A 25481-nucleotide genomic window follows, 5' to 3' on the forward strand; every position below is an offset into this window, starting at 1 on the left:
AAACGACAAACAATCAGAATTCAGGAACCGCTGATATCAATGATTGAGTATATGGATGTTTAGGGCGACAGAAGATTTCCTCCGACGTTCCAATTTCGACTACTTGTCCTTTCCGCATGACGATCACGCGATCTGCGATAGCACGAACGACAGGAAGATCGTGACTAACAAAGATGACTGACGCTCCGTTAGCAGCGGTGAGCTCAGCCAACAATGTCATAACGCTTGCTTGCACCGAAACATCTAACGCTGACGTAATCTCATCACAGAGAACGAGTTTCGGCTTGGCAAGAAAACAGCGACCAATAGCAACTCTTTGTCGCTGACCGCCTGATAGGGCGGAAGGTGATACATCTAGAACGCGCTCTGGCAGTCCAATGAGCCTGAGCATGTTCGATATACATGAGTCATAGCTGGGCTCTCGTATCTCAGGTCTGAATAAAATCAAAGATCGTCGCAATAGCTTTCTAACCGTATGCTTTGGATTCAGCGACGAGTCCGCATTTTGAAAAATTAACTGTATGGAACTACAGAGCTGCTTTGTTCTGGTAGTTACCAATCCGAGGCGTTGATTATCAAAGGAAAGGTAGCCATCAGAAGCGGCCGAGATACCAGCAATAACTCTTAGCACAGATGATTTCCCGCTTCCACTTTCTCCAACAATGGCGACTCTCTCTCCACGCATAAGCTTGAAAGAAAGCTTATCTATTGAGAGAAATTTTGCGCCCGGATACCTCAGCTCCAGTTGATCGACAATGAGCAGTGGCTGATTGCTCGAGGTAATCGGGCGAGCCAAGCTCGAACCATCCGGAGGCGCCAATGGGATCTCGTTGACCCGTATGCATCTGACATTACAACTGTCTTTAGCTACCAGCGGAATGACACCTGCCTCACAGGCAGGCCGAGCATGCTCGCATCGGGGAGCGAATGCACAACTGTCAAGAATAGAATGGGGGGGAGGAGCCCCCGGGATACCAGGTATCAACCTTGAGTCGCTGAGTTTGGGTGTGATACCCACCAGCAATCTGGTGTACGGATGTTTCGGCGTTTCTAGAACTTTATGGACAACACCTGACTCAACTATTTGGCCCGCATACATAACAGAAATGTAGCTGGCAATCGACTTCAGGAGAGCCAAGTCATGGCTGATGTATAAAATGGAGATGCCGTCATCTTGGGCGATCTTTTTAAGCAGTGCAGAGATCACCTCCTGCGTAGTCACATCCAAGCCAGTCGTTGGCTCATCAAGGATCAACACTTGCGGCCTACACGCTAAAGCCAACGCGAGCGCAACGCGCTGGAGCTGCCCCCCACTAAACTGAAATGGATAGCGCTTAACTGCTTGCTCTGGCAGAGGTACACCCATATCCGAAAGAAGACTCAGGATCCGAGTATTGATTTCACTGCGATCAAGGTGAGTATGTGTCCGTAATACCTGCTCGATTTGACTACCGATGGTTAGGCTGGGGTTTAGAGCCTGGAAAGCACTCTGCGCAACAAACGCAACCTTGCCGCCCCAAAGTGAGAGTAGTTCACGATGGGTGTAAGTGAAAAGATCTTTTCCTGCGAACAATGCCTTGCCATCGATTATTTCCTGTGATCGACGAAACGCAATGGATGCGAGAGCAGTTGTAGACTTACCACAACCCGACTCGCCCATGAGGCCATGAATGGTGCCTCTGACGAGCTCAAGATCAACGCCATGAACAGTATAGGTTCCCTCCTTCATCCCAGGATAACGGACGCTCAATCCTTCTATTTTGAGAACAACTTCTTCGCTTTCATTCGGCGCTACGAGCTTCGCAATCGCTTGAGTATGCATACTGATCACCTTTTAGCCGGGCTGTCCCAGTGAGCTGAAATCGCGTCCGCGAGAAAACTGAAGCCCAACGAAAGAGCTCCAATCGCGAGCGCAGGAACCAATGCTGCCCAAGGATTATCCTGAAGTGAGGCCCGTGCTTCTTGGATCATAAGTCCCCAGTCTGGAGTAGGTGGCTGCACCCCCAACCCTAAGAAGCTCAACGTGGACAGCGCAATGATTGCCCAGGTGATCCGCATTGAGTAATCGGCAGCAACAGGCCCAAGGATGTTCGGAATCAATTCTGAAAATATTATGTATGCCAGCGACTCTCCCCGTGTTTTGGCCGCCCAGACGTAATCTCTAGATACCTCGTCTAGCACCACCCCACGAACCACACGGTTGGCACCGGGCATAGTGGAAATAACCAACGAAGTGATCAACACCCAAGTGTGGGCGCCAAAGGCAGCGACAAACAAAAGTGTTTTGAGCAGCGTCGGAAAGGTCATCAAAACTTCGAACACTCGAGTAACCAATGAATCTATTACCCCCCCCTTGTAGGAGGCATAGACGGTCAAGGTGCCAGCCAACACATATCCAATGGATACCGAAACCAGAGGCAGCACCACGATACTCTGTCCTCCACACAAAAGCCGACTAAGCACATCACGGCCAAGCCCATCAGTTCCTAACCAATGAACTGCGCTAATGGAAGCCCTTGCAGGAGCTAAGTTAACTGCAGTCGGGTCAAACGGAGCAAAATAGGGGCCAGCTATAATAAGAGCCATAATTGATGAGACTAGGATCAGACCGTAACGCCCCTGTCTGGAGCTCATAAGGGATGCTATCAGGCCGGCCATAGTGTTTCCTCAAAATTTGAATAGTCCTTGCTCATTTAGAAAACCTAACTCGCGGATTCAAGAAATAAGTACCCACATCGATGGCAATATTCGTGAAGGCAACGAGCACCCCAAAAACGAGCAGCAGTGACATTGTGGTGAATAGTTCGCCACTACCGATTGACTCCACTAGTAAAGCCCCAATCCCAGGAAAACTGAAAAGATACTCAATGGCTACCGCACCAGAAAATGCGTATACAAGACTTAAACCAGCGGCGCTCAAAATTGGCGTGGCGCAATTGATAAGCGCATGCTGCCATACAACTTTATACTCAGGTAAACCCCGCAATTTTGCTGACACAATATATTGTGATTTAAACGCCTCCGACATGGTCGCTCTTGTAACACGAGATATATGGGGCAGTATTATCAGAGCGATACTCAACGCCGGAAGGATGTAGGCCAGTGCCCTATCGGAGGCATTTCCAAACGCAAATGCGAACGAGGACTGCGCCGGAACCCACTCTAGCCACACCGAAAATACTGAGTAAATCATCAACCCCACTAAAAACTCTGGCACAGCCGCAAGCAGTAACAGCGCACTGGTACCTCGCAAGTCCGTTGGGCTGCCGAATCGTCTTGCCAGCAAGGTGCCTATAAATATTCCACTGATAATTCCAATGAACGCACCGATTGTCGCCAGTATGATACTGCGGGTGACTCTAGGTGCAACGATGTCGACAACGGGCTGCTCCGTGACGATAGTCGTACCAAAGTCACCCTTGACCACAGCCAAAGACCAACTTAAAAAACGCTCAAGTGTGGGCTTGTCTAGATGATGATCCTTTACGAACGCGTCAATTTGGGCAGCAGAAGCTTCCCGCCCCAGAGACGACACCGCAATTTCTTGAGGCCCTTTGAAATTCAAAAGGACAAAGGAAATCGCACTTAGTATCAACAGGGTAGCGAAGTTTGAAAGTAGCCTTCCAAACAAGCGAGCGACCAGTTTCATAAAATGACCTTTCAAGGCTACAAAACTCCCGCGGGGGCGACAGACATCTGCTCTGTTAAGACTGGCCATACGCAGACTCAGACTATGCCAACACGGCTTGCAACCGCGGCCAGTAGAACCTGCGCTCCAGCGGTTACATGCTCTTCGGAACACCATTCTTCTTCGCAATGAGACAGGCCGCCCTCACATGGCACAAAAATAATCGCAGTAGGACACACGTGATGCATTTGCAAAGCATCATGGCCAGTGAGCGTCGACAGACGCATCGACTTGTAGCCTAAGCTTTCTGCAGCGTTCTCAGTCAGATCTAGCAGTTCAGGAGAAAAATCGAGACGGTCCAGGCTTAACTCGGACTCATCGTCGACTAGTAGGCCTGTCTCTTGTTTAACCGTCGCGATGATCTCTTTGATCTGCTCAATGATTTGCGAACGACCTGCCTCGGTGTCGTGCACGATCAAGTATTTGAGGTTGCAGTAGTGCGGCAAATTGATCATGTTATTAGGAAGGCACTCGATCTCAGTAACGCTCACCATTCCATGAGGCTCATGACTAAGTCCGACTTGCTCGATTCGGGAAATTAGCTGAGCGGCTCCGTATAATGCATTCTTACGATGTGACATCGGCGCGGTCTGTGCATGTCCGTTGGAACCATGAACGGTCAAGTTCCCGATAGCCCACCAGGAACTATTAGTCACTGCTCCAATCGTTACATTAGCCTTCTCAAGTAAAGCTCCTTGCTCGATGTGCAGCTCGATATAACTGTCCAGAGCCCTATCGCCTACCGGCTCTTGGCCGGCATAACCGATCCGCTTGAGCTCCGTAGCGACGGAAATTCCGTTTTTATCAACATCAGCAAGAGCTTGCTCAACACTCTTCAGTTTGGCGAACACAGACGATCCCATGAGGCCTGGAAAGCGAACGCCTTCCTCATTCGTCCAAACGGCGACCTCTACAGAGCGTCGGAACGGAAGTTTCGATCGATTCATAGCCCGGACAACTTCCAGTCCGGCCAACACTCCCAGAATTCCGTCGAACTTTCCCCCCGGAGTCTGGGTATCGAGATGGCTTCCGATCATCACTGGTGGAAGCTCCGGCTCTCGCCCCTCTCTCCGTGCGAAAACATTGCCAATGCGGTCAACCTTGATAGTCATTCCGGCCTCTTTGGCCCAATAGACAAATAGGTTTCGAGCATCTCTATCAGCATCAGACAACGCAACTCTTGAGCTTCCGCCCTTGGGCGTAACACCAATAGCACCTAACGTCATGAGATCGGACCAAAGACGGCTAGGATCTAGATTATGCTTCAAAGATTCGATATTCATGATTTCAATCACCTCTACTTACATTCTTGAATAGTGTTTCCACCGTCAACGACGATTAGCTGACCCGTGATGTAACTTGAAGACGGCGACGCTAAATATTTAACTAGGGAGGCCACTTCATAAGGATGTCCTGCCCTTCCGACAGGTGTATTCCTGCCATGATCAACGATCATTTGTTCATTACCGTTGTTGATCCATCCTGGAGCAACAGCGTTCGCGGTAACACCAAATTTCGCTAGCTCTAGAGCAAGTACCTTGGTATAACCCGCCACGGCTGCTTTAGCTGCACAATAGCCCGCGCCACCCTCGAATACAGCTACAGTCCCAGAGACCGAAGAGATATTTACAATCCGCCCATATCCCGCTGCGACCATATGAGGCACGGCTGCCGTAGTTACGTTAAAGCATGTGTCAAGTGAACACGAAAACGTCTTATGCCAAGTTTCTAAAGTTACCTTGTCTACAGGAGACCAATCTGTATCAACCCCCGTCTGAGCCATCCCCGCGTTGTTAACAAGAATATCGATACGTCCGTATTTCGCAATTACATAGGCTATAAGTGCGGCACCGCCTGCGGCAGAGCTCAAGTCGCCTACCCAGGAATCCACTATGCCGCCACATGCAATCAATTCGGCTTTTCTGTCCTCGATCCGCTCGGAGGTAGAGCAGACGATCACAGTTAATCCTGACTCGATCAAGGCGTGGGCGATAGCGAAGCCGATCCCTTTAGGATTTCCGGCACCAGTGACAATTGCTACTTCATTTTCCCCGATCATTTGGCATTCTCACGGTGATGATTAGTCAAGCTTTCCGCTAAATACTTTAGAAAATAAGAAATGTGCGAACTCTTGATGGTGAGCGGCGGGCGGATTTTTAAAACATTGTTGTTAGGTCCAGTTGCACTGATCAATATGCCGCGCGATTTGAGATCCTCGACTAAAAGCGCCCCAACATCTTGGCCTTGATGTACGTCAAGTCCTTGTAACTCAACGCCAACGAATAGTCCTTCCCCCCTTACGTCTTTGATTAAGGCGAAGCGGTTTTTAAGCTGAAGCAAGCCGTTACGCAGCTCTTCACCTATAGCGGACGAGTTTTTGGCTAATTCGTCGCGCTCAATAACATCCAGTACGGCCAGCGCTGCTTCTGCCGCGACATTCCCACCTGCGAAAGTATTGAAGTAAAGAGACTTATTACGGAAAGCATCAAATATGACAGCAGTTCCGATGAGTGCAGCAATTGGATATCCATTGCCCATGGGCTTACCTAGAGTGACCAGATCAGGTTCAAAGCCATGGTGCTGAAAGCCCCACATGCTGGTACCGAATCGATGAAAGCCGGATTGCACTTCGTCCGCTACGACGAGCCCACCAGCCGCGCGCACTAGCTCCGTAGCGATTCTCAACTCTGAGCCGAGGTGGGTATAAATACCGTCACTTGAGAATGCGCTATCCAAAAAAATTCCAGCGGGCTTGATTCCGCGTTCAGTCATGGACACTAGCGCTGCACCGACAGACTCAATGAACTTACCCGGCACCTCACCGATACCGGAAGCTAAAAACGTATGCTCTCCCAACCCTTCTAAGCCGCAAAGCGAAGGCGACAAACCCACTAGCGCCGCCGTTCCGCCGTGATAGGCATTGGTAGTGACGATGAAGCCGTCATTTCCAGTCACTGCCTTTGCGACTCTGTACGCCAAATCGTTGGATTCGCTTCCAGTACAGGTGAAAATGATGCGGTCTAGGGGCGCGGGCACCTTGGTCAATAGCCGCTCGGAGAGTTCTATGATATTGCGCGTCAGGTAACGAGTGTGTGTATTAACTTGAGTGAGCTGATTAAAAATGCGGGTCGCAACCGTTGGATTGCTATGTCCAACCACTGGTACATTGTTATAGAAGTCGAGATAAGCTTTACCTGCCGAATCATACATCCAGACATCATCAGCTCGAACGATTTCCAAAGGCTCTGCATAAAATGATGTATACGTGGAGGCAAAAGACTTCTTCCTACGTTGAAGTAGTGTCTCTAAGGAGTTCTCGGCATTTACAAAAGACATCTCTATCCCCTAGTGGCGCTGTGATCAAGCAGGTCTGACTTCCGCAGAATAAGTTGTTGCCACTGCCACACTCTTGAATACGCTTGTTCTGACGATATCACAGGAAAATGAGTGCTATCCGGAAACTTCTTCCTGTGCGAAGTAAGAAACAATATACCGGCAGCAAACCGGGCGCCTATCTGATACGGCAGAGCGTTAGCCTCCGCAGCAGTAAGATTTTTTTTAGGGCGATAGCCATCAAGCACTTGTAGAACACCTTTCAGTGCATCGTCCTTGTAGTCTAGCTGCCCAGCACACGCAATCGCCAAGTCACCAGATCGCGATGACAACACCACATCACCAAAGTCAATCACCCCCTTTATACTTTTATCCACAGGCTCTATAAGTATATTTCCAGGATGTAAGTCACCGTGGATGATTTGCTTTGGCAGCTGGTTGATAAGTGGCATTACATTTTTTACGTATCCATCGACCATGCTAGCGATTAGTTTCCGTAAGTTCTGATCATCGATCACTTTCAAGTGGTCTGTCAGTGCGTGAGAATTCTTAATATCCCACTTGACGTACCGGGATGCACGGCTGTGATAAAAATTCTCGGTAGCATCATGTAGCTTTGCTACCATTCCACCTATCTTAGGTCTTACACACCCATGTTTTGGAACATCATTCAACAAAATACCGGGAAGAAAATTATAGAGGCGAAAGATGAATCCTTCATTTTCTATCCCTTTCCCCTCGACCACATCACCCCCACCTACCGAAGGTATAACCTTCGGGATAGAAAATCCTAGATCATGGTTCCCTAGCCATCTCAAAGTGTCTGCTTGAAAAACAGCATCCAAATAGTTTTCCTGAGTCCGGCGAGTCATTTTTAGCAAATAATCGTTTCCGTCACTGCAGCTAACGCGGTAGTTAACGTCCGCTTCTCCCGTTAACTTATAGATATTTGCTTCTACCCCGTACTCACGGAAGAGCATCGAGACAAGTGCATCGCTCGGTGGATATTCGGACATGACTGGGACTCTCTTTTTCTACTTATGACTTAGCACTTGACCAAGCGACTCATCCATTATGTGTACAACATGATCAATATCAGCATTTGAGAACGCTAGTGACAGATAGAATTTACCGTGTGTTAGCACGCCATTCTCGACCATTCGTGCCAAAAATCTTTTTTGTAGGTTGATATCCCCTTTAACACTTGTACGATAGTCAGTAACCTCATCTTTAGAGATTACGACTGTAGTAAGGGGGCCGGTGCCAGGCAATTGGACGTCCATTCCTCTGTCTCGAAAAATTTCTCGGACACCAGCCCGAAAACGATCCCCGATCTCGTACAGGCGTTCGTACACACCATCCCGTGAGAGCACGTTCAGCGTGGCGATGCCAGCGGAAGCCGGGAGAGCGTGTCCGCTCATGGTGCTGCTGATGTAGCAATAATCTGGATTGCTCGCTTTATTTGGATCACAGCGCGAGAGGAGTTCAGCACTCCCAGCCACTGCCGAAAGGGGCAATCCTCCCCCCACGACTTTCCCGTATGTGGCGAGATCCGGTACCACGCCATAGCGCTGCTGAGCTCCACCGTAGGCAAGGCGGAATCCTGTTACTACCTCATCAAAGATCAGAAGAATTCCGGCTTTTTTTGTGACATCTCGCAAAGCCTCTAGAAATCCAGGAGCTGGATCAATGCAGCGGTGCTGGGGCTCAATAATTACTGCTGCTATTTCGGAGCCATGGCGTTCAATGATTTCGCGGGCAAGTGCTATGTTATTGAAAGGAACCACAAATACTTCCGACTCTAGGACCGCAGGTATTCCTGCACTGTCTGGTACAGCCTGAGGATAATGTGCCTCAATGTCGGGCGATGGGCCCATTCCCATTAGGGCATAATCATTAACGCCTAAAAATCCACCTTCAAACTTCAGTATTTTGCTTCGGCCGGTGACTGCCCGCGCAATACGCATCGCAAAAAAGGTAGCATCGGATCCCGATACGCCATATTTGATTTGCTCAGCGCAAGGAATCGCGTCGACCAGTTTTTCTGCAAGTTCAATTCCCTTGTCATTGAGAACATAAAAATTAGAAGGGCATTCAGCTGCTTTACGGACTGCCTCGACGACTTCAGGATGAGCGTGCCCAAGCAACATAGGGCCAGAGCCGTTTATACAATCGAAATATTCTCGACCAGAAATATCGGTGATTTTGCAGCCTACGCCACTTTTGACGATGATGTTGCTCGCTGCACCGAATGCAACAGAATTGAAACTACCACCAGGGAGCACCCTGTTTGCAATATCCATCATGTTTTTTGATGTGCCCATCTTATTCATCCTCTGCTAGCTGGTGGCAATCGTCGGAATAATTCGGAAGCGGAAATCTTTGATCCCAACCTTGTTCATTACAAGCAACATCAATAGCCAAGAGATCAATCAAATGGGCGAGTCCGATGTACATGCCAACAAGGCCGGCGAATTCAACGAAGAATTTTTGACCCTGATTTTCAATGACATACTGGGCATCTGCATCATCTACCGCTTTAAACTTTAATTTTTTATCCACCATGGCGAGGAGAACCTGCTCCAAACTATTGATGCTTTCTACTGACTGTTCCGCACCTACTGCGATTGCCTCAACCTCGACTTCAGAGAGTATTTGTTTACTTAAAGACATTCCGACGTGAGCCGACCACTCGAACCGTGAACCGTGGATAGACGCCACCTTTAGGATTACAAGCTCCTGAATCCGATTCGACAGCGAAGAACGTGTGTTTAACCAAAAACCATATGTCGCAAAGGTAGCAGCAAATTCTGGTGAATTTGCCAATGCGCGATAAAGATTTCCCCGACGCCATATTATCTGTCTGTCAGCATCTGGGAGGTCATCTGGGGTTAAAAGCGGTACTCGTGCCATGTATTTACCATTATAAGATCAGGCGGTGATGTTATGCACTCCGGATGGCAACGCACTCCGGATGCCAACAGGTAACCATGCAAATTCAAAAGTTACCATTGGTTGCAGCCGATGCTTGCATCGGAGAATTGCGAAGCAGATAGATTCTTTCATCGGTATATTAGCTATGCGATAAAGATCCTACTGGTGTTGGCCCAGAAAAAATATAAAAATAGTAACGCCTTTAATTAGACCCTGCCCGTCATAATCAGATCAAGGATACGAAAATTGTCTAGAGATTATTTAACGTTAGGGGTTGGTCGTCGGCGTTTTCTCCGCGATGCGGCGCTGTTAAGCTCGGCTTTTGCATTGCCGAGTCTCAGCTTTGCTGAAAGCCTTCTGTCCAAGATAAAGGGCGGGACACTCCGCTATGGAGCCGCGGATGGTAGAAGTAGCGAGAAGCTAGATCCGGCGACGGCCACGAATGGCAGTTCAACCCTGATCACTCAGCTCATTTTTGAGACATTGGTCGTTCGCGACCCAAACCTCGCCGTCGCTCCCGGGTTGGCCGAGTCTTGGAATCTCTCCGAAGACGGGCTCAGTTGGACATTCAAGCTCCGTCCCAATGTGCTATTTCACGATGGGAGCGCTTTCACCGCAGACGATGTTAAATGGTCGCTTTCTCGTATTCTGGACGAGAAAATCGGCTCGCCTTCTCGCGGCAGACTGATTGCAAGCTTTGATGCTGACGGCATTCAAGTAAAAGACAACCTTACACTTACGATCCACACAAAACGGGTGGACACCCTCCTTCCGCTTGCGCTGACCAGGCCCTATTGCGCGGTCGTCAAAAACAACACATCCCCTCTAGCATCGGTCGCTAGCGCTGTCGGCACCGGGCCTTTCAAAGTCAAGTCGTTTACGCCGGGACAAGCTTGGGAGACATCCCGTTGGGAGAAGCATTGGCAGGTTGGATACGCTTCCCTTGATGCCATCCAATGCGTTGCGATTCTGGATCAGAATACACGTGTGCAGGCGGTTAAATCCGGAGCAGTGGATATTGTAGATGGCATCGAACCGGTCATCCTAAAGAAGCTGGCCAATGACTCATCTGTCACGTTGGCTCGTATGCCATCCAACCTTTGGTATGGGATTTTTCTAGATGAAACGGTTAAACCTTTTGACGACATCCGAGTTCGACAAGCCATCAAATATGCATTAGATCGCAACTTGCTCCTAGATGTCGTATATGGAGGGTTCGGATCAGTGAGCCCCGATGTTCCTGTCCCTAATTTCGACAAGCTATTCCCCTCGACCGCCACGCTTCCAAGCTATGACATAGCTAAAGCCAAGGCATTGCTGTCCGAGGCTGGTTACCCTAATGGATTGGAGTTTGAGATTTTCACCTCTGATACGACCACCGGCTTCGTGAACCTGGCTGTCGTATTTGGAGAATCCCTCAAGGCAGCTGGTATTAAGGTAAAAATCAATCAATGGCCCAAAGAAACGTATTGGGATCAAGTATGGGGTAAGCGCCCAGCCTATATCGATTTTATGCTTCGCCGTCATGCACATGACACATTGGACGCTGCCTACGTCAAAGGAGCCCCTTTCAACGGTTCAAAATTCGACGGCAATGGGGCGATGCGGTCGGCCATCAACGATGCACTGGCGGAAAGAGACGAGGAAAAACAGGCCATTGCTTACAAAAAACTCTTGGCCGAGGCTGCAAATCAGTCAGGTGTGATAATCCCTGCGTTCATAGATCGGACGCTGGTTATGCACAAAGGGGTAGAAGGTAATCCATTCGCCACTGAAGACCCCATCGCACTTGGGTCAGTTTGGAAAAAATAGCTACTCAGCCTATACTCATCGGGAATTTATCATGCGCTTTTCCTCAGAATCGCTTGCTGTGCTTCTTGCTTTTGGGTCGCTTTCGTACGCTGGAAATATACTTGCAGAAGAACACAATGGTTTTCTTCAGGACGGCTCCCTTACACTAAACTTGAAGAACTATTACTATAACCATGATGGAAAAAATGGTGGAGCCGACGGGCGAGATTGGTCGCAAGCGGCACAGTTCAATTACACGTCCGGCTTTAGCACGGGTATGGTTGGTCTGGGTGTTGACGCTTTCCTCTACTCCGGCTTGAAACTGGATAAGCGTTTCAGTGGCGCAGGCAATGTCCCAAACAACGATAACACCACCTGGACTCAAGGGGGCGGTACCCTCAAGGCGAAAGTCTCCAATACAACGCTGAAATACGGAACTCAGCAGACATCGGCTCCTGTGTTCGCCGTTGCAGGCTCTCGCATTACTCCCCAAACAGCTACTGGCTTTAGCCTGCTTAGTAAAGATATCAAAGATTTAACTCTGGATGCAGGCCACTTTACATCTGGTAACGGGCCGAGAGGAACAACTTCTCGAGGAGAGCTAGGCGCCGCCTATGCGGGTGTCAGCGCGTCGAAAATAGACTATCTTGGTGGCAAATACTCTCCTCTTCCAAATGTTTCACTGGCATTGTACGGAGCAAACCTAGAGAACATCTGGAATCAATATTATTTGAGCGCTCAGTATGTCCATGCAATTGATACAAAACAAGCTCTGACGTTTAACTTTAATGGCTACCGCACCATGGATTCTGGATCTGCCCAAGCCGGCGGCATCGATACCAAAGCGCTCTCGCTGGCGGTTAGTTATAGCTATATTGGTCATAAGTTAATGCTCGCGTATCAAACAGTAGATGGGGACACACCGTTTGACTATATCGGGGTAGGCAACGAGGGAAGTTTTGGCGACTCCATCTATTTGATGAACGCCGTGCAAGTGTCGGATTTCAATGGCCCCGGTGAGCAATCCCTGCAAGTGCGCTATGACTATGATTTCAGCACCTCAGGCTTACCCGGTCTGACGTTTTTGGCTCGCTACCTGAAAGGTTGGGGATCCGATGGACGGCATATGAGTTCGGACAGCGAATATCAATACCTGAATTACGGATCTGACGGGAAAGAACAAGAGATCGATGTCGAGTTAGGTTATGTGGTTCAGAGTGGACCGGCCAAGGATCTAGCCTTAAGGCTCCGCCAGGCGTTTTATAACGCCAACGGAGACCTAAACGGTGTGACACCCGATACCATCCAGACACGGATCCACGTGAGTTACCCACTCAACATTTTTTAAGCAACTCTGGCTAGGGCCTCGTAGCCTTAGCCAGAGCTATGGAAAAGCTCATTACCATGCTCAAGACTTTTCGTTTATATGTTGGCGCTTTGATTTTCTTTGCCGGCACATCGATACTGTTTCTCAATTTTTTAGGCACGCTGCTTGCAAAGTAGTCGGAACCTCCCTACCAAGCCTGGCACCACGAAGATCTGGCGCAATCCCCATGGAACGCGGATTGATAATTGAAGGGGTTTTGCTACAGAACATACGTATCATAGGCGTCCTGCAAATAAGTAACAAAGGTTTGCGCTCGGGAATTACATCCGCCCCTTCTTTTGCGCACGCAACTTCAACACATTGAGTGATTCAAGTGTCTGTATAACCAATTGAACCACAACAGTGTCGAAACCCTAGCGATTGAAGCTCATAGAGCGTGAAGTATCCCTAGAGCCTCAACAACTTCCCCCGCGCAAGGCCGAAGGGCCATATTAGCTGTAACGCAAGCACCCTGAGTCTTTCCCAGAAAAAGCGATTTATCAGACCTCAGGTTTCTTACAGAAAAATTCGGCGCCTGACTTGATTCTGCTCACAGATCCATATGGGCCAGCATCATGCCAACTACCGTATTTCGCTGCTTGTTACTGTCCTCGCTTGCTATCGTCAATGGCAGCAGTTATGCCGCATCTGTTCATGAGCGCGAACAGCTCAGCCTAGTCCAACAGCAGTTCGACACTCTCGAACGCCTTGCAACGCAAGCTGAGGCAGAAGCCCGCACGCCTGAACCCGCCGATCGCTATCGTTTCGACTACCCCCGATTGATTCGAGACATACAGCGCATCCGCCTTGGTGTGCAGGGCTATCTCTCTCCTTCCCGCGCTCAACCCCGTAACCCCACTGAATTGGTCGGCGATTACCGCCTCGACACTCCGTCCGCGGAGCCGTCGCCATGAGCATGACCGACTCCCAGACCGCGGCCTTCCAAAACGCCTCCGGTTTTTCGGCGCAGAGCAGTTCGAGGCTCTTGCTGTCCCTGGTTATCGTCCTAACTTTGCTGTGGTGCGCCTGGGTAATGTGGACGGCCTACCGGGGTTGGGCCACCGGTAATGTGCGCTTCGGAGCCTTCGGCGGCAGCGCCGCGCGCGTGCTGCTCACCTTAATGGTTTTGATGTTCTTCACCCTGTCTTAACAACGGAGATCACCGTCATGCTCAGGTGCCTTTACCCCCTGAAAAACAATCTGCGTGACCGTGCCAGCCAGCGCTTGATCGGTCTGCTGCTGGTGCTTGGTCCGAGCCTAGCTTTCGCCGAGCTCCCCACTATGGAAGCCCCCTCTCGCGGCGAAGGGTCCGGATTAATCGAGACGATCAAAAACTATGCCTACGACGGCGGCATCTTGCTCGGTCTGCTGATCGCCTTACTCGCTTTCCTGGGGGTGGCCTGGCACTCATTGACCGTGTACGCCGACGTGCAAAACCAGCGCAAGACCTGGAAGGACTTGGGTGCAGTGGTCGGCATCGGTGCCTTGCTGGTGGTAATCATCATCTGGTTCCTGACCAAGGCAGCCGCGATTCTGTGAGATCGACATGAACGACACTATCGAACGCCTTGCCGACGGCACCTTGGTCTTTTTGCCTGAGCGACTCAATCGTGATCCCGCCGTGTTGCGCGGTTTGACCAATGATGAGATGTGGGTAGCGCTCGGCACCGGCGCCGTCATTGGCCTGCTGTTTGGCGTTCCTCTGGCGATCGCTACCGCCTCCATTGCCGTGGCGCCGACCAGCATGATCGCAGGCATGGCCGTGGTGTTATTGGCCGGTGGCACGCTTTTGCGTCGAGCCAAACGGGCCCGTCCCGAGACCTGGCTGTACCGCAAGCTCGAATGGGTACTGGCTAGCCGTTGGCGCTTGGGTCGCGGCAATCTGATTCTCCACTCCGGCGCCTGGACGGTTCGCCGTTCGCGTCGACTGCGACCTGCCCTGTCCCGGTGGCAACCATGAGTCGTTTTCGGAACAAGGTCGATGCCCAACAGGCCCATATCTTCAGCCTGCGTCTGGCGGTAATGATCCTTGCCCTGGTCTGTACCGGGCTCTGGTACGGCTGGCGCTCAGCACCGACCGATCTGACCGTGCATGTACCGCCGGATCTGCGCTCGGGCAGCACTCGCAAGTGGTGGGATATCCCCTCAGAGAATGTGTATGCCTTTGCCCTGTATATCTTTGGTCAGCTCAACCGCTGGCCCTCGGATGGCGAGCAGGACTATCGCCGCGCCATCTATGGCTTGCAGTCCTACCTGACACCCTCCTGCAAGGCCTTCCTCGATGGCGACTACGAGTACCGCAAGGCCGCCGGCGAACTGCGTCAGAGGGTGCGTGGCGTCTACGAAATTCTGGGCCGAGGCTACAGCGAAGATCCGGAACTGCGGGTCAAGCAACTCGATCGCGACAGCTGGCTGGTCACGCTCGACCTCAACGCCGATGAGTATTACGCCGCCGAACCGGTGAAACGGGTGGTGGTGCGTTATCCGTTACGCGTGGTGCGTTTCGATCTGGACCCCGAACGCAATAAGTGGGGGCTGGCACTGGATTGTTATCAGGGCACGCCGCAAAAAATCTCCCTGCCAGGAAGTGACCCATGAAGCGGATTTCTACCCTGGGACTCACCGTCGCACTGACGCTGTGGGGAGTCGCGGCACAGGCCGTCGAGCTGATGCACTGGGAACGCCTACCCCTCGCGGTCCCACTGGTGATCAATCAGGAGCGGGTGGTCTTTGTCGATGAGGATGTTCGAGTCGGCGTGCCCTCAACCCTGACGGGCAAGCTGCGCGTGCAATCCACCGGTGGCACACTGTACCTGCGCGCGTCGGAAGCCATTGCCCCGACCCGCCTGCAACTGCAATCGGTCGCGACGGGCGAGATCATCCTGCTGGATATCGCGGCCACGCCTGGCGATCAACCGCTGGAGCCCGTGCGTATTCTCAAGAACGCCCAGGCGCAGGCTACCGAGGTTGAATCGAGCGCCGCCCCTGTTGCACAACGTACACCGATCCCGGTCGCTTTGACGCGCTACGCCGCGCAAAGCCTGTACGCGCCTCTGCGCACCGTGGAGTCCCTGCCCGGTGTACGCCGCGTCCCGCTCAAGCTGCGCACCGAATTGCCGACCCTGCTGCCGACCGAAAACGTGTCCAGCACACCCATCGCCGCCTGGCGATTCGGTGACTACTGGGTGACGGCGGTGAAGTTGCGCAATCGTGGTTCAGAGAGGGTGCAACTCGATCCACGCCGACTTCAGGCCAAGCTGTTCGCCGCGGCCTTCCAGCATGCTTTCCTCGGGCCTGTCGGCAGCCCTGAAGACACCACGGTTGCCTACCTCGTCACCCACGGTGCCGGCCTCGAACGCGCCGTGCTGCTTCCGCCCGTTGCACGAGATGCTGACGATGAAAGCTAACGCCTTGCTCAAATGGCTGGTGCCGGCTGCGCTGTTGGGCGTGGCGCTGATCATCCTGAAAACCTGGGTCGCGGGGAGTACCACGCCCTCTCCACAGCACTCGGTTGATCAGGGCAACCTTCAGTTATCCGCCGAGCAAGCCAAGTCGCTCGGTATTGCGGGTGATACCCCACGCGACACGGTTGCCACCTTGGTCGGCCAGGTGAAGGCCATGCGTAGCGACATGCTCGGCCTGAAAAAACACAACGATTCGCTGCAGACGGAGAACAACCGCCTTCGTGAACGGGAAAATAGTGTCGATTCGCGCATCCAGACCGCGCTTGGCAGCGTAACCCAACAAGTCGACGAAGGCCGCCGACAAGCCAACGAGGCCCGACTCAAAGCGGAACAAGACAGTCGCCAGGCCCGTGGTCTGCTGACGCAATTGCAGGAACAGCTGTCGGGGCTGACCGGCAAAGGCAAGGAAATGCCGGTTGGATTGGGGCTTGAGCCGGGCGACGGGGCGCAGTTCGACGGGCAGCACTCAGCCGATGATGCGCTGCAGTGGATTGAGCCCTCGGATGCTCCGTCCACCGACGCCCGAGGCAAAACCAAGACCGAGTCCGCCCTGAGTCCGCCTACTGCCTTCAACTCACTGGAGGGTTTGAAGGACAACGCCATCGACCGCAGCCAGAAGCAGTTACGCGAGGTCGCCAAGGGTGAACGTGATCTGACACGCTCCGCTGATCGTACCGAAGGCGCGAAGCCGGTCTACACCATTCCCGAAAACGCGACATTGATGGGCTCGGTCGCCATGACCGCGCTGATCGGTCGGGTCCCGGTGGACGGCACCGTGAATGATCCCTACCCCTTTAAGGTGCTGGTCGGTCCGGAGAACCTGACAGCCAACGGCATCGACCTACCGGACGTTGCAGGGGCCGTGATGAGCGGTACAGCCTCCGGCGACTGGACCCTGTCGTGCGTACGCGGACAGGTCGAGTCAATTACCTTTGTGTTTACCGACGGAACTATCCGCACGGTGCCTCAGCCGAAGGCAGTAGCCAGCCGCAACGCCTCCACCGCCCAGAGTTCGAACACCGACAAGATTCGTGGCGGGCTCGGTTACCTGTCCGATCCGTACGGTATTCCTTGCATTGCCGGTGAGCGCCGCTCAAACGCTCAACAGTACCTCGGCAGCCAGAGCTTGATCACCGCCGCCGGCGCCGGCGTCGCCGCCTTGCTCGGGGATGAGCAGAACAACAGCAGCGTGATCAGTTCAGGCGGCAGCACGCTCGGGGTTACCAACAGCACGGGCAACAGCGCGCTGAATTCAATTCTCAGTGGTGGGGTCAGCGACATCCGCGAGTGGGTCAACAAGCTGTATGGCGAGGCCTTTGCTGCCGTGTACGTGCCACCGGCCGCCCGAGTCGCCCTGCACCTCGACCATGAGATCACCATCGACTACGAGCCCAAGGGCCGGAGCGTTCGCCATGAAAAAGACCATGCTTCTCTGCCTGACCTGGATTAGCGTGCTCTGCTGGGTCCTGACGGGGTGTTCCACCGACAAAGACACGCTGCTGCCCCATGGCGAGCAAACCATGATGGATATCTGGAACGGCGCCGGTTCGCAAGGTACTCAGCAGCAACTGCTGGATGCTCGACAGCAGTTACGCCGCCCGCTGGCTCAGGCAGATGTCTCCGCGGCTCTCCAGGAACCGTACACGCGCACAGCGGCGAACGAGATCCGCAACTTGTTCCCGCGCCTGCCCAATCCCGACCTGGTGCTGTACGTGTATCCGCATTTGAGTGGTACCGAGCAGGCACCGGTTCCTGGTTACTCGACCGTCTTTCCGTTCTACCAACGTGTGCAGTACGCATTACCCGGTGAACGTCAGGAAGACTTGTAGTGCGTACCGGCGATGCGGGCAACCGCACTTCTGGTTGGAAAGCCTGGCGCCACCCAGCGCGCCCTCGCGCAACCTTGGCCGATGAAGCTGCACTCTATGCACACAACCCCAGCTTCACCGACCACTTGCCTTGGGTCGAGTACCTCGAGACCGAGCAGTGTTTTCTACTCGATGACAATCGCTCGGTGGGGGCAGTGTTCGAGTTGCTGCCCATCGGTACCGAAGGGCGCGAACCCGATTGGCTGATGGCCGCCCGCGATGCCCTCGAAGACGCCCTGCAGGATAGCTTTGACGAACTGGATCAAACGCCTTGGGTGGCGCAGTTTTTCTGCCAGGACGACAACGACTTCGCCCCCTACCTGACGCGGCTCACCGATTATATTCAAGACAGCGCGCGAGGCACGGTCTTCACCGAGACGTTTTTTGAACTCAGTCGTCGCCATTTGAAAGCCATCGCCAAACCGGGAGGTCTGTTCGAGGACAAGGCCGTCACGCGCCTACCCTGGCGCGGCAATAATCGACGGGTGCGCCTGGTGATCTATCGTTGGATTGAGTCTGGCGCCGAGGAGACGGGGCTTACCCCAGTGCAATCCCTGCAGCAGGCTTGCGAACGTATCGCGGCCTCGTTGCACGCATGCGGAGTGCAATCGGCGCGAGTCGATGACCACGGTCTGTATGCTTGGTTATTGCCCTGGTTCAATCCGGCACCCAGGCTCACCGATGAAGCACCCGAGGATTTCTACCAATGCGTGGCCTATCCGGAGTCAGGTGATGGTGAGTCGCTGGAGTTGCCCTTCGATCACGACTTCACCGAGCGGCTATTTTTCAACGAACCGCGTTCGGATGTACAACAGGGACTTTGGTACTTCGATGGGCAACCCCATCGGGTGATGGTGGTGGACAAACTGCGGCGGCCTCCCTTGATTGGTCAACTCACTGGTGAAACTCGCAAGGGCGACGCGGTGAACGCGCTGTTCGACCAGTTACCCGAAGGCACGGTGATGGGTCTGACGCTGGTGGTCAAACCCCAAGATGTGCTCGAGGAGCAGTTGAACCGTCTGGCGCGCAAAGCCATCGGCGAAAACCTGGCCTCGACCCAGGCCCGCCAAGATGTCGAAGAGGCTCGTGCAATCATCGGTCGCCAGCACAAACTGTACCGGGGAACCCTGGCCTTCTACGTGCGCGGTCACGATGAGCAACAACTGCACCAGCGCTCGATCAGCCTGGCCAACGCGCTGTTGGGTGCGGGGCTGCAACCAGTACGTGAGAGTGATGAAGTCGCCGCCTGCAACAGCTACCTGCGTTGGTTACCGATGACTTACAACCCGGCCCGCGACACGCGCAACTGGTACACACGCCTGATGTTCGCCCAGCACCTGGCAAACCTGGTTCCGGTGTGGGGCCGCAGCACCGGCACCGGCCACCCGGGCATCACCCTGTTCAATCGTGGTGGCTCGCCGTTGAGCTTTGATCCGTTGTCACGACTAGACCGGGCCATGAACGGCCATCTGCTGTTGTTCGGCCCGACCGGCGCCGGTAAGTCGGCCACCCTGGTCACCCTGCTGATGCAGGTCATGGCCGTGTACCGCCCTCGCCTGTTTATCGTCGAGGCCGGCAACTCATTCGGCTTGCAGGGCGACTACTTCGCAACACAGGGCCTGTCGGTCAACAAGGTCCAATTAAAACCTGGCGCCTCGGTCAGGCTCGCCCCGTTCGCCGATGCTTGGCGCCTGGTCGAGCAACCGGATCAGGTGGCGAGTCTGTCGATCGATGAGTGGGACGATGAGCTGATAACCAGTCGCGAAGACCAGCGCGATGTTCTCGGAGAACTGGAAATCACCGCCCGGCTGATGATCACCGGCGGCGAAACCAAGGAAGAGGCGCGCCTGAGTCGAGCCGATCGCAGTCTGATCCGCGAGTGCATTCTCGATGCAGCGCAGACCAGTGTCGCGTCGGGTCGCCAGGTATTGACCCGCGGCGTGCGCGACGCGTTGCTGCGCGTCGCTGCCGACCCGCACTTGCCGGAGAAGCGTCGTGAGCGTGCCCAGGAAATGGGAGAGTCCATCGACCTGTTTTGCCAGGGTTTCGAGGGTGAACTGTTCGATCGTGAAGGCACGCCTTGGCCCGAGAGCGATGTGACCATTGTCGATCTGGCCACCTACGCTCGCGAAGGCTACGAGGCACAGATGTCCATCAGCTACATCAGCCTGATGAACACAGTGAATAACCTTGCCGAACGCGACCAGTACCTGGGCCGACCGATCATCATGGTCACCGACGAGGGCCATATCATCACCAAGAACCCGTTGCTGGCGCCGTTCGTGGTCAAGGGAACGAAGATGTGGCGCAAGCTCGGCGCGTGGTTCTGGCTGGCGACGCAAAACCTTGCCGACTTTCCCACTGCCGCGCAGACCATGCTCAACATGATCGAATGGTGGATTTGCTTGAACATGCCGCCGGCGGAAATTGAAGAAATCGCACGGTTCAAGAAACTCACGCCAGCACAGAAAGCCTTGTTGCTCTCCGCCAGCAAGGAGCCGGGCAAATACACCGAGGGGGTCGTGCTGTCGAAAAAACTCGAAACGCTGTTTCGGGCCGTGCCGCCGAGTCTTTATCTCGCCCTGGCCATGACGGAGCCCGAGGAAAAAGCCGAACGCTGGACACTGATGCAGAGCACCGGCTGCTCGGAATTGGAGGCGGCTTACCGGGTAGCTGAACGGATCGATAGGATGCGAGGAATTAAGTGAAACGGAGCTGATCCTAGGTTTCGATCAACCCGGCAGCAAATCCTTGAACACCTTCTCCACGTAGGCTTGCATGAACCAGTCAGGGATCTCATCAGCCCTGAATTCAAGGTCAGTCCCGTCTGTTACTTCAGCGAGCAGCACCAGATCAGCGCCGGAGTTATCAAAGATGTAAGCCCGGTTCGAGGCTGCGATGGCTGCTGGCAATAGGTTCAGGCAACGACCGTAGCGCTGCACAATTTTTTCCGTGGGGACTGGGTGCCCACCTGCCGCAACACGGTTCTTGACCCTGTTGATATTGATGTCAGGATCTTCAGTGGCGACAAAGTAGAGGTAGGTTCGATATCCCGACGCTTTTGCCTTAAGCATAAAAGCGACTTTGTCCTCGCTAGACATCACCGTTTCGAAGGTGAAAGACAACTGGGCTTCAAGGAGCTTGTGCCGCATGAAATCAGAGAGCACGGAAGCAAAATAGGAGTTCATCGCGACGGACTGGAAATTCAGGCCGTTATTGCTGAAGCCTATTTTGGCTGCCTCTTCAACGAGCTGGGTCGACCGAATCAGTCGGTGCACCTTGATAAAGCCGAGAACCTCGTCACCCTCGACTTCCAGTTGAAAATCGCTGAACTCCAGGCGTCCGCCCTCTTTGGCAGCCTTTTCGATTTCATCCGGGTTGATGTAGATCCCGATCAGGTGGGAAGGGACGGCACTTTTCATTGTGCTTTTACCGGAACCATTAGGGCCGGCAAACACCCTCAGCCGAGGGACGGTCATGAGCAGCGGTGCACCTTGATAATCCCGCCCAAGGTCACTTTATGCTTGGGCTTGGCCACTCGAATAACCTTGTGCTTACCGTCGGCAGTCGTCTCAACGAGCTTGCCGTCCATGACTTCCATCACGCTGCGTCCGGCCGCCAGCGCGTTGATATAGGCCGTATTGATCGCACCTTCAGCCATGGCTGGGATTTTACCCTCCAGTCGGCTCACCAGATCGTCACTCAACACTTGGTCGGCTTTCATATCGCGCTCCACGTTCTCAGAGCGTGCAGAATCTGCACTTATCAGAATCCTAGCTACGTAAATCTGTTGATCACAGACCAACGACACTTCTGTCAGATCTCCATTCTAGAGGAATGGAGCCTGGAACCATACCTTCCAACAGATTTTCGTGCCGTAAGCCCATATCACCAGGACTGGAGCCGTATGGTTACGATGACACGCCCCGAAGCCGTTGCTGAATTCTCAATAAAAAACCGGCTTCGAAGGCATCCTGGCAGTCTCCTGCAGGACAGGTCTTACGTGCCTGCGCCAGCTCCCACCACAGAGGTATATCACCCGGTGTTTCGAGCCAAGTTTGGGCGCATTGCACGCCACGTTCGATCATAGGCGCAAATTCGCTGCCCCACGGCGTCAGAAGGCTCGGGCAACCATCCGCCGCCGGAATTGAAACGTAATTTTCGTCCATAGACACCTTAGCTTTCGATTTAATTATTAATGCTGGGTCTGTCCCAAGCAGCATAGAAACAAAACTGGCACTTCGCTTAAGCATCAAAAAAGAGCCCAATCAGGCCAATGTAGACTATATCCCGTGGATTGAGAGTCCCTCAAGGCGCAGTTTGCGCGCATGACTCAAGACTACGAACAGCTTCGTCTGCAACTGGCGGAAAATATCCGCTCGATGCGACGCGTGAAGAACCTTACCCAGGAGCAATTGGCGCTCATGGCCGAGGTGGATCGTACCTACGTGAGTCAAATCGAACGAGGGGTAGGCAACCCGTCGTTATTGGTCCTCTGCAAACTCGCCAACATTTTCGAGATCAAAACGGATCAGCTGCTCATTGAGTCTGACGTGCTTGCTCGTACACTGAGCGCTGAATGACCCGCTGCTGAATCTAGAAGGTCGCTGTAAACCGACTATCCTGCGTTCGGCTTTCTCACTGACACCCCTCTCTCGATCATTGAACCTGTCCAGGCCATACACCCAGAGCCTGGATCATGTCTGCTGCCTGCCCGCACATTTCGCCCCAGAAGTTGCATCCTTTGGTGCTGAGCATTCTGCTGGCATCCGGGCCAAGCGTAGCGTTGGATACCGGCAGCATTGCCGCCTCCGTGCTCACTCCGGACTGTCTCGAATACAAGGTCGTCGGCATCTGCTTCTGGTTGCACTGCACCCCCTTCGGCTGCACTGTGAAAACCTCAACCAAGGTTCGTCACTTCATTCCTGAGCTGGTGGTCTCGAGCTATGCCACAACTGGTGCCAATCCTTGGACCGAGATGGCCACGCTCTCCTCTCCCACCAGCGGTGCGGAAGGTGGCGGAAACCTGATCACGCCAAACACGCAACGCGACAACCTGCCTCGTTTCAAAAACGTTGACGGTATCGGCCATCCCGGTGGTTGGGCCGCCACACAACTTGCCTCGCAATCCGGCTATGCCTGCGCCAGCGGTGCCACTGCGTTCATGCCCTACTACCTGAGCACTTTGGACTCACTGGCCTGGCGCCATGGCATCCCGGAAAGCCTTTACCCAGAATCGCTCGTGCCGGGGATCCGTGAAATCGGTCGTCAGCTTGCGGGAAACATGTGGGGCAACGTCTATCCCAGGCAAGGATTTCTGGTACAACCTGACGACTTCAAAGCCGCTGCGGTGATGGCGCAGCGAGCGGGCGATTTTATTACTCGCGCCTGGCAACCACACGTATATGTCCCGCTCACACCCGCACCGCGCGATGGTTATTGGCCCCCTGGTCCAATCGTTGAAAACGACGCGTCGACTCACAAATGGCAATTGCTCTCCCCCTTGGTTCAGCCAACATGCGCCATCTTCCCTAGCGATTCGGTACAGAGCGCGGATGGCGGCTACGCCTGGTCGCTGTGGCGTCCCTATAGCTGCTGCAAGCGCGAGGGCCAGACGCTTCTGTTCAGCATCGACTTCGAAGGCAGTGCGTCATGAGTGGTTTTTTCGCGCAACTACGGTTTAGCGTGATGAGTCTGTTGCTCTGTGGACTGCTGGCCATTGCGCCCCATGTCCCCGCCGCCGAGGATAATTACCGGCTGGGCACGCAGGGCGAAGTGCTCGACGACAGGGTGATGTACACCATCGGTGGCGGTTCGGCAGTGGGCTCACCGAGCACGCTTTACCGACCCAGCGGTCTCGGGGTCGGCGGGTCCTGGCGAGCCAACATGATGTGCGGAAACATGAGCCTCACCAATACCCTGCAGAACCAGTTGAACGGCGTCACCGAAGGTTTCCAGCAGATCATGGGCAGCGTTGTACAAAACGCGACCCAAGCGGTGATGTCGCTGCCAGCGTTGATCATCCAACGCGCCAATCCCGGCCTTTATGAGTTGCTCAGTAACGGGGTGTTGCAGGGGCGTATCGACTTCGACCGTTCCAAGCTGACCTGCCAGGCCATGGCCGAAAAGATGGCAGACAAGGTCGGTCAAGCCGGCTGGGGCGCGCTGGCCAAGAACCAGGAGATGCAGGGCAATCTGGAGCAAACCGGCGGTGATGCGGTGGCTGCGGTGAAAAACACCGAGGCTCGTAATGGCGATAATGGGGTGTCCTGGATTGGTGGTTCGAAAGCAGGAGGTAATGGGCAGACACCCATTCGTGTGACCGCCGACGTGGTGCACGCGGGCTATAATCTGCTGCATAACCGGTCGGTGGACGACAGCACCTCAATCAGTAGCAGCGACTGCCTGGGTGGGGCTATTTGCCAAACATGGACTTCACCCCAAGGGGAATCCGAATGGGCCGTTCGCGTGTTAGGCGAGAGCGAAGTCTCGACCTGCGACACCTGCGAATCCCTGCGTGCGACCGCTGGCAGCGGATTGACGCCTCTGATCCAGGAAGCCTACAGCGAACGCCTTAAAGCCCTGCAAGGGTTGCTGTCTGGCTCTCTGCCGCTTACCCCAGACAATCTGGCTAAAGCCTCCAGCTCAATGCTGCCGGTGACACGAGGTGTGGTTGAAGCTCTGCGCGACGATCCTGATCAGGATGTGTTGGCGCAGCGCCTGGCCAGTGAGACGGCCTTGTCCAGTGTACTCGACAAGGCACTGCTGCTACTGCGCACGCTGCTGGCGGGCAGTCACGAACCGAACATCGCCTCCGCCGAGCCGGCCCAAACCGCCTTGACGAAAAACATTGAAGCCCTGGAGCGCGAAATACGCCTGCTGCAGACCGAACTGCAGGTCCGGCAGATGCTGACGACCAATACCGCCAGCCTGGTGCTCGATCGGCATGCCGGCGGTGCCGATGCTTCGCGTACTGTCGAGCAAGGCGACCCGGAGCCCGGTCGACTTAATGATGCTGACGCCAGGCGCAAGTAAGC

The 25481-nt window shown here is 53.8% G+C and carries 26 protein-coding genes; 14 read left to right on the plus strand and 12 right to left on the minus strand.

What is annotated here, in order from left to right:
* Positions 1-13: 13 nt before the first annotated feature.
* From IB266_RS25240 to IB266_RS25280, 9 genes are all read right to left on the minus strand, one after another.
* Positions 14-1822, minus strand: a complete 1809-nt coding sequence (locus IB266_RS25240) for an ABC transporter ATP-binding protein (RefSeq protein ID WP_192263130.1) — start codon at positions 1820-1822, stop codon at positions 14-16.
* A gap of 5 nt (positions 1823-1827) precedes the next feature.
* Positions 1828-2658 (minus strand): ABC transporter permease, encoded by an 831-nt coding sequence (locus IB266_RS25245; RefSeq protein ID WP_192263132.1) that lies wholly within the window; start codon positions 2656-2658, stop codon positions 1828-1830.
* Positions 2659-2689: 31 nt separating this feature from the next.
* Entirely contained in the window at positions 2690-3649 is a 960-nt protein-coding gene (locus IB266_RS25250; protein WP_192263135.1) for an ABC transporter permease, read from the minus strand.
* A 77-nt stretch (positions 3650-3726) separates the two neighbouring features.
* On the minus strand, positions 3727-4971 hold the full coding sequence (locus IB266_RS25255; protein ID WP_192263137.1) for a M20 family metallo-hydrolase: 1245 nt from the start codon (positions 4969-4971) through the stop codon (positions 3727-3729).
* A gap of 14 nt (positions 4972-4985) precedes the next feature.
* Complete coding sequence (locus IB266_RS25260) at positions 4986-5747, minus strand: SDR family NAD(P)-dependent oxidoreductase (RefSeq protein ID WP_192263139.1); 762 nt, start codon at positions 5745-5747, stop codon at positions 4986-4988.
* The gene (locus tag IB266_RS25265) at positions 5744-7024 is read right to left on the minus strand and encodes an aspartate aminotransferase family protein (RefSeq protein ID WP_192263141.1); all 1281 of its coding nucleotides are present in this window, start codon (positions 7022-7024) and stop codon (positions 5744-5746) included. The genes IB266_RS25260 and IB266_RS25265 overlap by 4 nt, the downstream gene beginning before the upstream one ends.
* 2 nt (positions 7025-7026) lie before the next feature.
* Entirely contained in the window at positions 7027-8037 is a 1011-nt protein-coding gene (locus IB266_RS25270) for a phosphotransferase (protein WP_192263143.1), read from the minus strand.
* An 18-nt stretch (positions 8038-8055) separates the two neighbouring features.
* Positions 8056-9345 (minus strand): aspartate aminotransferase family protein, encoded by a 1290-nt coding sequence (locus tag IB266_RS25275; protein WP_225613650.1) that lies wholly within the window; start codon positions 9343-9345, stop codon positions 8056-8058.
* Between the two features lies 1 nt (position 9346).
* Positions 9347-9934 carry a carboxymuconolactone decarboxylase family protein gene (locus IB266_RS25280; RefSeq protein ID WP_192263145.1) on the minus strand — a complete coding sequence of 196 codons (588 nt, stop codon included), beginning with the start codon at positions 9932-9934 and terminating at the stop codon, positions 9347-9349.
* Positions 9935-10201: 267 nt separating this feature from the next.
* Between IB266_RS25280 and IB266_RS25285 the strand changes: the two genes are divergently transcribed.
* The 11 genes from IB266_RS25285 (at position 10202) to IB266_RS25335 (ending at position 21152) form a co-directional block, all read left to right on the plus strand.
* Positions 10202-11767: an ABC transporter substrate-binding protein gene (locus IB266_RS25285; protein WP_192263147.1), complete on the plus strand. Its 1566-nt coding sequence runs from the start codon at positions 10202-10204 to the stop codon at positions 11765-11767.
* 31 nt (positions 11768-11798) lie between these two features.
* Entirely contained in the window at positions 11799-13094 is a 1296-nt protein-coding gene (locus IB266_RS25290; RefSeq protein WP_192263149.1) for an OprD family outer membrane porin, read from the plus strand.
* 593 nt (positions 13095-13687) lie between these two features.
* Complete coding sequence (locus tag IB266_RS25295; RefSeq protein ID WP_192263151.1) at positions 13688-14026, plus strand: RAQPRD family integrative conjugative element protein; 339 nt, start codon at positions 13688-13690, stop codon at positions 14024-14026.
* Complete coding sequence (locus tag IB266_RS25300; protein WP_192263153.1) at positions 14023-14262, plus strand: TIGR03758 family integrating conjugative element protein; 240 nt, start codon at positions 14023-14025, stop codon at positions 14260-14262. The genes IB266_RS25295 and IB266_RS25300 overlap by 4 nt, the downstream gene beginning before the upstream one ends.
* Before the next feature lie 17 nt (positions 14263-14279).
* Positions 14280-14651 (plus strand): TIGR03745 family integrating conjugative element membrane protein, encoded by a 372-nt coding sequence (locus IB266_RS25305; RefSeq protein ID WP_192263155.1) that lies wholly within the window; start codon positions 14280-14282, stop codon positions 14649-14651.
* A gap of 7 nt (positions 14652-14658) precedes the next feature.
* Positions 14659-15072 carry a TIGR03750 family conjugal transfer protein gene (locus IB266_RS25310; RefSeq protein ID WP_192263157.1) on the plus strand — a complete coding sequence of 138 codons (414 nt, stop codon included), beginning with the start codon at positions 14659-14661 and terminating at the stop codon, positions 15070-15072.
* Positions 15069-15710 (plus strand): PFL_4703 family integrating conjugative element protein, encoded by a 642-nt coding sequence (locus IB266_RS25315; RefSeq protein WP_192263159.1) that lies wholly within the window; start codon positions 15069-15071, stop codon positions 15708-15710. The genes IB266_RS25310 and IB266_RS25315 overlap by 4 nt, the downstream gene beginning before the upstream one ends.
* A complete protein-coding gene (locus IB266_RS25320) occupies positions 15707-16519 on the plus strand; it encodes a TIGR03749 family integrating conjugative element protein (protein WP_192263160.1) in 813 nt (270 codons plus the stop codon). The genes IB266_RS25315 and IB266_RS25320 overlap by 4 nt, the downstream gene beginning before the upstream one ends.
* Positions 16509-18026 carry a TIGR03752 family integrating conjugative element protein gene (locus IB266_RS25325; protein WP_192263281.1) on the plus strand — a complete coding sequence of 506 codons (1518 nt, stop codon included), beginning with the start codon at positions 16509-16511 and terminating at the stop codon, positions 18024-18026. The genes IB266_RS25320 and IB266_RS25325 overlap by 11 nt, the downstream gene beginning before the upstream one ends.
* Positions 17989-18405 carry a TIGR03751 family conjugal transfer lipoprotein gene (locus IB266_RS25330; protein WP_103308188.1) on the plus strand — a complete coding sequence of 139 codons (417 nt, stop codon included), beginning with the start codon at positions 17989-17991 and terminating at the stop codon, positions 18403-18405. The genes IB266_RS25325 and IB266_RS25330 overlap by 38 nt, the downstream gene beginning before the upstream one ends.
* Positions 18405-21152, plus strand: a complete 2748-nt coding sequence (locus IB266_RS25335) for a conjugative transfer ATPase (RefSeq protein ID WP_060738075.1) — start codon at positions 18405-18407, stop codon at positions 21150-21152. The genes IB266_RS25330 and IB266_RS25335 overlap by 1 nt, the downstream gene beginning before the upstream one ends.
* 24 nt (positions 21153-21176) lie before the next feature.
* Here IB266_RS25335 and IB266_RS25340 read toward each other — a convergent pair whose 3' ends face one another.
* The 3 genes from IB266_RS25340 to IB266_RS25350 form a co-directional block, all read right to left on the minus strand.
* Positions 21177-21923, minus strand: a complete 747-nt coding sequence (locus IB266_RS25340) for a zeta toxin family protein (protein ID WP_060738076.1) — start codon at positions 21921-21923, stop codon at positions 21177-21179.
* Positions 21920-22168 (minus strand): hypothetical protein, encoded by a 249-nt coding sequence (locus IB266_RS25345; RefSeq protein WP_017529804.1) that lies wholly within the window; start codon positions 22166-22168, stop codon positions 21920-21922. Before IB266_RS25345 ends, IB266_RS25340 begins: the two co-directional genes overlap by 4 nt.
* 187 nt (positions 22169-22355) lie before the next feature.
* Positions 22356-22613: a LasR-specific antiactivator QslA gene (locus IB266_RS25350; protein ID WP_081015300.1), complete on the minus strand. Its 258-nt coding sequence runs from the start codon at positions 22611-22613 to the stop codon at positions 22356-22358.
* Positions 22614-22772: 159 nt separating this feature from the next.
* Between IB266_RS25350 and IB266_RS25355 the strand changes: the two genes are divergently transcribed.
* From IB266_RS25355 to IB266_RS25365, 3 genes are all read left to right on the plus strand, one after another.
* Positions 22773-23027, plus strand: coding sequence for a helix-turn-helix domain-containing protein (locus IB266_RS25355; RefSeq protein WP_047703579.1), 255 nt, complete (start codon positions 22773-22775; stop codon positions 23025-23027).
* Between the two features lie 116 nt (positions 23028-23143).
* Complete coding sequence (locus IB266_RS25360; protein WP_060738077.1) at positions 23144-24100, plus strand: TIGR03756 family integrating conjugative element protein; 957 nt, start codon at positions 23144-23146, stop codon at positions 24098-24100.
* A gap of 32 nt (positions 24101-24132) precedes the next feature.
* Positions 24133-25479, plus strand: coding sequence for an integrating conjugative element protein (locus IB266_RS25365; protein ID WP_109791026.1), 1347 nt, complete (start codon positions 24133-24135; stop codon positions 25477-25479).
* The last annotated feature ends 2 nt before the right edge of the window (positions 25480-25481 follow it).

Source organism: Pseudomonas sp. Pdm06 (assembly GCF_014851795.1).
Classification (GTDB): Bacteria; Pseudomonadota; Gammaproteobacteria; order Pseudomonadales; family Pseudomonadaceae; genus Aquipseudomonas; species Aquipseudomonas fluorescens_AA.

Bases quoted from the DNA above. Each gene is read 5' to 3' on its own strand.
- IB266_RS25240 (WP_192263130.1), bottom strand. From the start codon at position 1,822: ATGCATACTCAAGCGATTGCGAAGCTCGTAGCGCCGAATGAAAGCGAA.
- IB266_RS25350 (WP_081015300.1), bottom strand. From the start codon at position 22,613: ATGGACGAAAATTACGTTTCAATTCCGGCGGCGGATGGTTGCCCGAGC.
- IB266_RS25355 (WP_047703579.1), top strand. From the start codon at position 22,773: ATGACTCAAGACTACGAACAGCTTCGTCTGCAACTGGCGGAAAATATC.
- IB266_RS25295 (WP_192263151.1), top strand. From the start codon at position 13,688: ATGCCAACTACCGTATTTCGCTGCTTGTTACTGTCCTCGCTTGCTATC.
- IB266_RS25345 (WP_017529804.1), bottom strand. From the start codon at position 22,168: ATGAAAGCCGACCAAGTGTTGAGTGACGATCTGGTGAGCCGACTGGAG.
- IB266_RS25330 (WP_103308188.1), top strand. From the start codon at position 17,989: ATGAAAAAGACCATGCTTCTCTGCCTGACCTGGATTAGCGTGCTCTGC.
- IB266_RS25260 (WP_192263139.1), bottom strand. From the start codon at position 5,747: ATGATCGGGGAAAATGAAGTAGCAATTGTCACTGGTGCCGGAAATCCT.
- IB266_RS25275 (WP_225613650.1), bottom strand. From the start codon at position 9,345: ATGGGCACATCAAAAAACATGATGGATATTGCAAACAGGGTGCTCCCT.
- IB266_RS25325 (WP_192263281.1), top strand. From the start codon at position 16,509: ATGAAAGCTAACGCCTTGCTCAAATGGCTGGTGCCGGCTGCGCTGTTG.
- IB266_RS25320 (WP_192263160.1), top strand. From the start codon at position 15,707: ATGAAGCGGATTTCTACCCTGGGACTCACCGTCGCACTGACGCTGTGG.
- IB266_RS25270 (WP_192263143.1), bottom strand. From the start codon at position 8,037: ATGTCCGAATATCCACCGAGCGATGCACTTGTCTCGATGCTCTTCCGT.
- IB266_RS25340 (WP_060738076.1), bottom strand. From the start codon at position 21,923: ATGACCGTCCCTCGGCTGAGGGTGTTTGCCGGCCCTAATGGTTCCGGT.
- IB266_RS25280 (WP_192263145.1), bottom strand. From the start codon at position 9,934: ATGGCACGAGTACCGCTTTTAACCCCAGATGACCTCCCAGATGCTGAC.
- IB266_RS25305 (WP_192263155.1), top strand. From the start codon at position 14,280: ATGCTCAGGTGCCTTTACCCCCTGAAAAACAATCTGCGTGACCGTGCC.
- IB266_RS25265 (WP_192263141.1), bottom strand. From the start codon at position 7,024: ATGTCTTTTGTAAATGCCGAGAACTCCTTAGAGACACTACTTCAACGT.
- IB266_RS25245 (WP_192263132.1), bottom strand. From the start codon at position 2,658: ATGGCCGGCCTGATAGCATCCCTTATGAGCTCCAGACAGGGGCGTTAC.
- IB266_RS25250 (WP_192263135.1), bottom strand. From the start codon at position 3,649: ATGAAACTGGTCGCTCGCTTGTTTGGAAGGCTACTTTCAAACTTCGCT.
- IB266_RS25300 (WP_192263153.1), top strand. From the start codon at position 14,023: ATGAGCATGACCGACTCCCAGACCGCGGCCTTCCAAAACGCCTCCGGT.
- IB266_RS25310 (WP_192263157.1), top strand. From the start codon at position 14,659: ATGAACGACACTATCGAACGCCTTGCCGACGGCACCTTGGTCTTTTTG.
- IB266_RS25315 (WP_192263159.1), top strand. From the start codon at position 15,069: ATGAGTCGTTTTCGGAACAAGGTCGATGCCCAACAGGCCCATATCTTC.
- IB266_RS25255 (WP_192263137.1), bottom strand. From the start codon at position 4,971: ATGAATATCGAATCTTTGAAGCATAATCTAGATCCTAGCCGTCTTTGG.
- IB266_RS25365 (WP_109791026.1), top strand. From the start codon at position 24,133: ATGAGTCTGTTGCTCTGTGGACTGCTGGCCATTGCGCCCCATGTCCCC.
- IB266_RS25360 (WP_060738077.1), top strand. From the start codon at position 23,144: ATGTCTGCTGCCTGCCCGCACATTTCGCCCCAGAAGTTGCATCCTTTG.
- IB266_RS25290 (WP_192263149.1), top strand. From the start codon at position 11,799: ATGCGCTTTTCCTCAGAATCGCTTGCTGTGCTTCTTGCTTTTGGGTCG.